This window comes from Pseudoalteromonas sp. S558, from assembly GCF_005886635.1.
Taxonomy (GTDB): domain Bacteria; phylum Pseudomonadota; class Gammaproteobacteria; order Enterobacterales; family Alteromonadaceae; genus Pseudoalteromonas; species Pseudoalteromonas aliena.
The window spans coordinates 24,382-32,301 of record NZ_PNDU01000243.1; the positions used below are offsets into that span (position 1 = coordinate 24,382).

Consider the following 7,920-nt stretch of genomic DNA (forward strand, 5'->3'; position numbering starts at 1 on the left):
TTTACCTTTATAGCCAGAACGCTATAATAGCGGGTCAATTTTTAGCATTCTTGTTGTGTAAGCATTTTTTATTACACAAAAACAGTATTTAGGATTTATCAGTGGCAAAACAAATTCAGGCAGTTCGCGGTATGAACGATTGTCTGCCAGGCGACACACAAGTTTGGCAGAAAGTAGAAAACATTTTACGCGAGACAGTAGCATCGTTCGGTTATCAAGAAATTCGTTTTCCTATTGTAGAATCAACCGACTTATTTAAACGCTCTATTGGTGAAGTTACCGATATTGTAGAAAAAGAAATGTACACCTTTGCCGATCGCAATGGCGACTTGTTAACACTGCGCCCAGAAGGCACTGCAGTATGCGTACGTGCCGGTAACGAAAACGGGTTATTGTACAACCAAGAGCAGCGCCTTTGGTATATGGGCCCAATGTTTCGCCACGAACGTCCGCAAAAAGGTCGTTACCGTCAGTTTCACCAATTTGGTTTAGAGACATTTGGTATTGCCAGCGCAGATATAGATGCTGAAGTTATTTTATTAACGGCGCAGTTGTGGGAAGCCTTTGGTATTACTGAACACGTTCGCTTAGAGCTTAACTCTTTAGGGTCTAATGAGGCACGTGCAGATTACCGTGATGCGTTAGTTGCCTACCTTGAGCAACACATTGATGTGCTTGATGAAGACTCAAAACGCCGTATGTATTCAAACCCATTACGCGTACTTGATAGCAAAAATCCAGATGTACAAGCCATATTAACCGACGCACCTAAATTATCTGAGAATTTAGATATTGAATCAAAAGAACATTTTGAAAATTTATGTGAACGTTTAGACGCAGCTGGCGTCTCATACACGGTTAACGAAAAATTAGTTCGTGGCTTAGATTACTATAACCGCACAGTATTTGAGTGGGTAACAGATAGTTTAGGTGCACAAGGCACAGTATGTGCTGGCGGTCGTTACGATGGTTTAGTTGAACAACTAGGCGGTAAAGCCACTCCAGCAGTTGGTTTTGCAATGGGCCTTGAGCGTTTAGTGTTATTATTACAAGCACTAGAGTGCGTAGGTGACATACGCCGCAATGCTGATGTATATTTAGCGGCCATGGGTGATAAAGCCAGTATTCAAGCGCCTATTATTGCGTCTGAACTACGCCGTGATGTGGCAGGCCTTCGTGTGATGGTTCATGCAGGCGGCGGTAACTTCAAAAAACAATTAAAACGTGCTGATAAAAGCGATGCACTTGTTGCAGTTATTATTGGTGAAGATGAATTAGAAAAAGGCGTTGTGACTATTAAATATTTACGTGAGCGTAAAGAACAAGTCACATTAGAATTAGAACAAGCTAAAGCGCTATTAGCAGAGCTTATTAACGGCTAAGCGAACATTAGAGGTAAGAATGGATATTTATTCAACAGAAGAACAACAAGCAGAAGCCATTAAACGTTTTTTCCGTGAAAACGGCCTGTCACTTGCACTCGGTGTAATTGTAGGTTTAGGCGGTTTATATGGTTGGAAAGCGTATAACCAGAACCAAATTACCACGGCAGAGCAAGCATCAGACTCGTATACAACACTTGTTGAAAGTGATGATGTGTTATCTGCGGCTGATACATTTATCAGCGAAAATAAAGATACAAACTACGCGACATTGGCGGCATTTGTTGCTGCTAAAGATGCTGTAGAAGCGCAAAACCTAGCTGTTGCTAGCGAAAAACTAAGCTGGATTGTATCAAACGTTGAAAACGCAGAGTTAAAAGCGATTGCGATTACGCGTTTAGCACGCATTCAAATAGCACAAACAAAGTATGACGATGCATTGAATACATTAAATGCACCACTACCTGAGGCATTTAATGCAAATGTTGCGGAGCTTAAAGGCGATATTTACGCTCAACAAGGTAATAAAGTCCAAGCACGCACGGCGTATCAAGCAGCGGTAGATGCAGGTGGATTAACAGCTAATCCTCTTTTACAAGTTAAGTTAGATGACCTAGCAGTAACTAGCCCAGCGGCATAAGGTTTTAGGCATGAAAAAATTAACAACAGCAGCCCTTGCTTTATGTATGGCAACATTAATGGGATGCTCATCGAGTGATGACGAAGAAGAACTCGTCCTTCCTGAAATTGTAAATCAGTTTGAGACTGATGTTATATGGCAAGAGTCGATAGGCGATGGTGTAGAGCACTATTTTTCTCGTTTAACACCAGCCATATATAAAGATAATGTATATGTTGCTAGCCGTGAAGGCCAAATTGAAGCGCTTTCACTTACTAACGGCGATACAAAATGGGAAACTGATGTACGTCAGAACACTTCATTTTGGCCGTGGGCTAATAACGGCACTGCAAAATTATCAGGCGGTATCTTACAAGCTTATGGTAAAATATACATTGGCTCTGAGCATGGCTTTGTAATTGCGCTAGATCGTGAAACAGGCGAAGAAGTTTGGCGTAAAAATGTACCTGGTGAATCACTGTCTAAACCGGCAGCTGGCGATGGTCTCATATTTGTTAATTTGGCTTCGGGTAAATTACTCGCGCTTCACCCAGATACGGGCGAAGAACGCTGGAGCTTTGAACAAGAAGTTCCACCACTAACATTACGTGGACAAAGCTCACCAACCGTTGCAAATGGTGGTGTATTAGTTGGCCTAGAAACAGGCAAACTAAATGTTTTGATTTCAGACACTGGTTACTCAGCATGGAGCTCAGAAATCGCGGTAGCAAAAGGCGCATCAGAATTTGAACGCCTTGTTGATGTAGATACTCAGCCACTTATTAGCGGCCCTTACGCATACGCTATTGCCTATAACGGTAATCTGGCAGCTATTGATATTCGCTCTGGTAATGTTGTGTGGAAACGTGAATACAGCAGCTATCGCGAAATTTCGATGGATGCACAAAGTCTTTATGTAGTAGATAGCAATGGCGTTATTTATTCATTAGATAAAAATTCAGGTATTGAACGTTGGAGCCAACCTGATCTACGTGGTTGGTACTTAACTGGTCCTACTGTTGCAGGTAGTAATTTAGCCATAGGCGACCAAGAAGGTAACCTACATTGGTTAAATAAAGACACTGGCGAGCTAGTATCTCGTGAAGACTTTGACAGCTCAGGCTTTTTTATTGAGCCAGTTGTTGCCGACGATAAACTGATTTTATACACCCGTGATGGTGAAGTTAGTGCGGTTAAAATACCAAACTAACTTACTACTATTAGTATAACCTGCTAATAGTTAATTATTTTTTGTAAGGCTTCGCACTGCGAAGCCTTTTGTTGTTTTTTAAAGAGGTAGTTTATGCTTCCCGTGATCGCTCTAGTTGGGCGACCCAATGTGGGCAAGTCCACATTATTTAACCGTTTAACACGTACTCGTGACGCACTCGTAGCCGATTTTCCAGGTTTAACACGAGATAGAAAATATGGCCAAGCTAGTTACGATGGCTATGAATTTATCGTGGTAGATACGGGCGGTATTGATGGCTCAGAAGAAGGCATTGAAATCGAAATGGCAGATCAATCTCTGCTAGCCATTGAAGAAGCCGACATAGTGCTATTTTTAGTCGATGCCCGTGTTGGTATGACCGTTGCCGATCAAGCTATTGCTAATCATTTGCGCAAGCAAGATAAGAAATGCTTTGTTGTCGCTAACAAAACCGATGGTATTGATGCTGATTCAAGCTGTGCTGAATTTTACCAATTATCATTAGGTGAAATCCACCATATTGCGGCATCACATGGCCGTGGTATTACGTTATTACTTGAGCAAACTCTTCAGCCACTTATTGCTGAATTAGCAGCGCAAGATGAAGACGTAGCCGACAACGACGAAGAACTTATTGATCTTTACGAAGAAGGTGAAGGGGATGACACCGATCATCAAGCGTTTGCAGATAAACCTGTAAAGCTTGCGATAATTGGCCGCCCTAACGTTGGTAAGTCAACGCTTACAAACCGTATACTTGGCGAAGATCGTGTAATTGTATACGACATGCCAGGTACAACGCGTGATTCTATCTACATTCCGATGACTCGAAATGAAAAAGAGTACGTGTTAATCGACACAGCTGGTGTGCGTAAACGTAAAAAAGTAAGTGACGTAGTAGAAAAGTTCTCTGTAATTAAAACATTACAAGCAATCGAAGATTGTAATGTGGTGTTGTTAATTGTTGATGCGCGTGATGGTATTTCAGATCAAGATTTAAGCTTATTAGGCTTTGCTCTTAACTCAGGTCGTTCATTGGTTATTGCCGTGAACAAATGGGATGGCTTAGACGATTACGTTAAAGATCGTATTAAATCAGAGCTCGATCGCCGTTTAGGCTTTATTGACTTTGCACGCCTGCACTTTATATCTGCATTACATGGTACAGGTGTTGGTCACTTATTCGAATCGGTTGATGAAGCTTACGAGTCTGCAACTAAACGTATAAGTACAGCCATGCTACGCCGAATTATGGACATGGCTCAAGCTGATCACCAGCCGCCTCTTGTTCGTGGTCGTCGTGTTAAGCTTAAATATGCCCATGCCGGTGGTTATAACCCACCACGTATTGTTATTCATGGTAACCAAGTTAAAGACCTACCAGATAGTTATAAACGCTACCTGATGAACTATTACCGTAAAGCGCTTAAAATTATGGGTACACCTATCAAAATTGAATTTAGAGAAGGTGAAAACCCATTTGCTGGTCGTGTTAATAAAGTAACACTGTCGCAAAAGCGTAAAATACGTGCGTTTGCAAAAGAAAACCGTAATAAATAAATTTTTTAAGAATTAGTTTATTACAATAAAAACGGCGTACTTTTTAGTACGTCGTTTTTTATGCTTTATACCAATTAGCTTAATTAAGTGATCTATTATGAGATTTGAAAAACGTGTTGCTAGCTAGGCAAAAAATTCGCTATTTAGTGGTTCAAAATGAGAATTTTTTTAACGCAGATAGCGACACATTTATCTCCGCAAAATGATTAAGTATTATTGCAGATAAGTACGCTTATAATCCTTCATATTCAGCTTCCCTTGGCTTTAAAATATGTTCTTGGCAAGTCATTTTGTTCCAACAATCCGTTTCAGGTACGCCGTAATACCAGGCTCTAAAAATCGGTTGATACTTTTCAATAACCCGTTGTTGCATACGTTTTGAAAAATGAGGTAAGTAAAAAGTTTTGATCACCGTAATGTGCCTTGTGATCATATCTCCTAAATTAAAGCGCGCTTGGCGATACCTGATGTCTGCTTTTTTATATTCCCTGCTATCAGGTGTAAAGTTTTGCATGTCTTGTTTAGGGCCAGTCGCCCAGCCAGCCACTTTTTTCATTTGTTCAGCAAAAGGCTTAACGGTAAACGTGACATGAATAGGGTCATCAGCATCGGTGGGCGCGAAACCTCGCGTAAATACATTGTAGTGATAATTAGGATGAGTAACCTTAAAAAGAATTGTTGCGTAGGCATTGGGCTGCAATAAATCCAAACGCTCCCGTGGGAAGGTAACTGGCTCATTAGCATAGGCAGTTTTAAAGTATCTATAACCTGAGTCTATGCCACAACTACTATGACCACATGACTCTGTGTACACAGACTCTATCAAAAAAGGAAACTCTGGCACTGAGCCATCTTCTGTTTCAATCGTCACAATAATGGGCCCACGATAGCCATGCGCCTTATCAAATACCGTAGTGCAACTTGTTATCAAAAAATACGCCAATAGCACACAGTAAAATTGCAGTGCAGTTTTACTGTTATAATCCTTCATATTCAGCTTCCCTTGGTTTTAAAATTTGCTTTCTACATTTAACCATACTCCAACAATCCGTTTCAGGTACGCCGTAATACCAGGCTCTAAAAATCGGTTGATACTTTTCAATCACCCGTTGTTGCATGCGTTTTGAAAAATGGGGTAAGTACATAGTTTTGATCACCGTAATGTGCCTTTTAATCGTCTTTCCTAAATTAAAGCGCTCTTGCCAAAGCTGCATTTTTCCATTGAAATGCTCATTACTATCTGGTGCCGCGTTCTGCATCATCACTTTGCCTTGCTCGGCCCACCCAGCTACTTTATTCATTTGTTCAGCAAACGGCTTAACGGTAAACGTGATATGTATGGGATCATCAGCATCGGTGGGCCCAAAGCCTCGCGTAAATACATTGTAGTGATAATTAGGATGAGTAACCTTAAAAAGAATTGTTGCATAGGCATTGGGTTGTAATAAATCCACACGATCCCGTGGGAAGGTAATTGGCTTATTAGCATAGGCAGTTTTAAAGTATCTATAACCTGAGTCTATGCCACAACTACTATGACCACATGACTCTGTGTACACAGACTCTATCAAAAAAGGAAATTCTGGCACTGAGCCATCCTCTGTTTCAATCGTCACAACAATGGGCCCACGATAGCCATGTGCTTTATCAAATAAAAAATCACAGCCTGATGTCAGAACACACGCCAGTAGCACACAGTAAAATTGCAGTGCAGTTTTACGCTTATAATCCTTCATACTCAGCCTTCCTTGGTTTTAAAATTTGTTCTTGGCAAGTCATGCTTTTATTAGCAGCACTTGCGAGCTTAAAATTAATGTAGCGTTCAAGACTACTTTATTATTCAAAGTTAAGTAATGCTAATTGCACCAGCCGTTCAACTGTCGTGTCTTGAACATTTTTAGGCGCTTTGGGGTAATACTTTGATTTTGGCGGCTTAATAGTTATAAACCCATGATTGGTTGCCATTTCGTGGGCTAACAGCTTACGCTCTCGGGGGGTTAAATGGTTTTCGTGTATTTTTGCCAGCTCGCCGCTATCAAGCCATATTCCTGCACAGCCTGGGCATTCATCTATTTCGACGGCCTTTACTGGCGAAAAATACCTGCGCATCATTACAATTTTTTTGCACTTTGGGCAATTAATTCGTAGCGATACATCGTATTCACTCTCGCTATGTTCACTCAAATGCTTTAGCAACACCTGACCATGCTTTAGCTCTGGCGAGCTAAATTTAAAAATTTGGCTGTTATCAAAAAATACGCCGCCTTGCGCTGAAGTGTAAACAGTAATACCGCCAATTAATAACGGCTCAAGAGAGGCATTTGTACGTGGGCAATGCATTTAAAACTCCTTTTTATTTTAATACTTAACTTATACTACTTTACTCAAGTGCTTTGTGAATAAGCCCAACAAGTGGTGCGGGTAATGTAATATTACCTGCAAGTACAAACTCATGCGCGTCATCAGACATTTTTTGCCACGTACGTCGAATTATACCTATCCACTTTTGCTCATCATAATCAGGTTTAGAACGAGTAAATTCAAGCATGTAATGCTCAATAAATACAAGGCTTGCTACATCTTCAACTAACTGGCTATCGGGATTGCGTTTGATATTTTTTTTAGCTACGGCTTCATAAACACGATTTTGCTCTATTTCATCAAAACTAGCTTGTTGCATTAATTTAACTACCGTCGATGCATGAAAAATATAAAGTGCACTGCGCCATTGGTGATAACCTTGTTTATTCATTTCAAAGTCACTACGAGGTGATTTCCAACGCTCTATATGCTGCGCACGTACTGCAATTTTCATGAGTTCATCTGTATTTGGCATAAAACGAAGTAGCATTTCGCTCATACGATCTGAATATAAACGCTCTTTTGGGAAGCTTTTCCCGTCATGCAATTCATTATTAGGGTCTTGGCTATTAGCTTCATCAATTAAGGCGATTACTTTATTAAACATGACGGTCTTTATTGTAATTAGTTTTCTCTATTTTAATCAGCTCATAAACAATATGCCAGCAATGAAAATTACGAAATTCTAAAGTTCATTTATTTTTAAAACCTAATATCAATGTATGCAGTGATGCATCACTAGGGCCTGTTTATCTTTCGAGGTTAAATTTGCAGCAGGCTGTTTGGTA

General features: G+C 40.4%; 8 protein-coding genes. 4 read left to right on the plus strand and 4 right to left on the minus strand.

Going from position 1 to position 7,920, the window contains the following annotated elements:
* Positions 1–101: 101 nt before the first annotated feature.
* From hisS to der, 4 genes are all read left to right on the plus strand, one after another.
* Positions 102–1,382 (plus strand): histidine--tRNA ligase, encoded by a 1,281-nt coding sequence (gene hisS / locus CWB66_RS15855; protein WP_138586101.1) that lies wholly within the window; start codon positions 102–104, stop codon positions 1,380–1,382.
* Between the two features lie 19 nt (positions 1,383–1,401).
* On the plus strand, positions 1,402–2,022 hold the full coding sequence (locus tag CWB66_RS15860) for a YfgM family protein (protein ID WP_138586102.1): 621 nt from the start codon (positions 1,402–1,404) through the stop codon (positions 2,020–2,022).
* 10 nt (positions 2,023–2,032) lie between these two features.
* Complete coding sequence (gene bamB / locus CWB66_RS15865; protein ID WP_138586103.1) at positions 2,033–3,211, plus strand: outer membrane protein assembly factor BamB; 1,179 nt, start codon at positions 2,033–2,035, stop codon at positions 3,209–3,211.
* 93 nt (positions 3,212–3,304) lie between these two features.
* Positions 3,305–4,771 carry a ribosome biogenesis GTPase Der gene (gene der, locus CWB66_RS15870; RefSeq protein ID WP_077535506.1) on the plus strand — a complete coding sequence of 489 codons (1,467 nt, stop codon included), beginning with the start codon at positions 3,305–3,307 and terminating at the stop codon, positions 4,769–4,771.
* A gap of 232 nt (positions 4,772–5,003) precedes the next feature.
* Here der and CWB66_RS15875 read toward each other — a convergent pair whose 3' ends face one another.
* The 4 genes from CWB66_RS15875 to CWB66_RS15890 form a co-directional block, all read right to left on the minus strand.
* A complete protein-coding gene (locus tag CWB66_RS15875; protein WP_138586104.1) occupies positions 5,004–5,762 on the minus strand; it encodes a hypothetical protein in 759 nt (252 codons plus the stop codon).
* Positions 5,749–6,507: a hypothetical protein gene (locus tag CWB66_RS15880; protein ID WP_138586105.1), complete on the minus strand. Its 759-nt coding sequence runs from the start codon at positions 6,505–6,507 to the stop codon at positions 5,749–5,751. The genes CWB66_RS15875 and CWB66_RS15880 overlap by 14 nt, the downstream gene beginning before the upstream one ends.
* A gap of 100 nt (positions 6,508–6,607) precedes the next feature.
* Positions 6,608–7,111, minus strand: coding sequence for a TFIIB-type zinc ribbon-containing protein (locus CWB66_RS15885; protein WP_138586106.1), 504 nt, complete (start codon positions 7,109–7,111; stop codon positions 6,608–6,610).
* Between the two features lie 40 nt (positions 7,112–7,151).
* On the minus strand, positions 7,152–7,739 hold the full coding sequence (locus tag CWB66_RS15890) for a DUF4202 domain-containing protein (protein ID WP_138586107.1): 588 nt from the start codon (positions 7,737–7,739) through the stop codon (positions 7,152–7,154).
* Positions 7,740–7,920 lie beyond the last annotated feature (181 nt).

What these genes read in the sequence shown, in the direction of transcription:
- CWB66_RS15885 (WP_138586106.1), bottom strand. Translation starts at nt 7,111, where the DNA reads ATGCATTGCCCACGTACAAATGCCTCTCTTGAGCCGTTATTAATTGGC.
- CWB66_RS15875 (WP_138586104.1), bottom strand. Translation starts at nt 5,762, where the DNA reads ATGAAGGATTATAACAGTAAAACTGCACTGCAATTTTACTGTGTGCTA.
- CWB66_RS15890 (WP_138586107.1), bottom strand. Translation starts at nt 7,739, where the DNA reads ATGTTTAATAAAGTAATCGCCTTAATTGATGAAGCTAATAGCCAAGAC.
- bamB (WP_138586103.1), top strand. Translation starts at nt 2,033, where the DNA reads ATGAAAAAATTAACAACAGCAGCCCTTGCTTTATGTATGGCAACATTA.
- CWB66_RS15880 (WP_138586105.1), bottom strand. Translation starts at nt 6,507, where the DNA reads ATGAAGGATTATAAGCGTAAAACTGCACTGCAATTTTACTGTGTGCTA.
- der (WP_077535506.1), top strand. Translation starts at nt 3,305, where the DNA reads ATGCTTCCCGTGATCGCTCTAGTTGGGCGACCCAATGTGGGCAAGTCC.
- CWB66_RS15860 (WP_138586102.1), top strand. Translation starts at nt 1,402, where the DNA reads ATGGATATTTATTCAACAGAAGAACAACAAGCAGAAGCCATTAAACGT.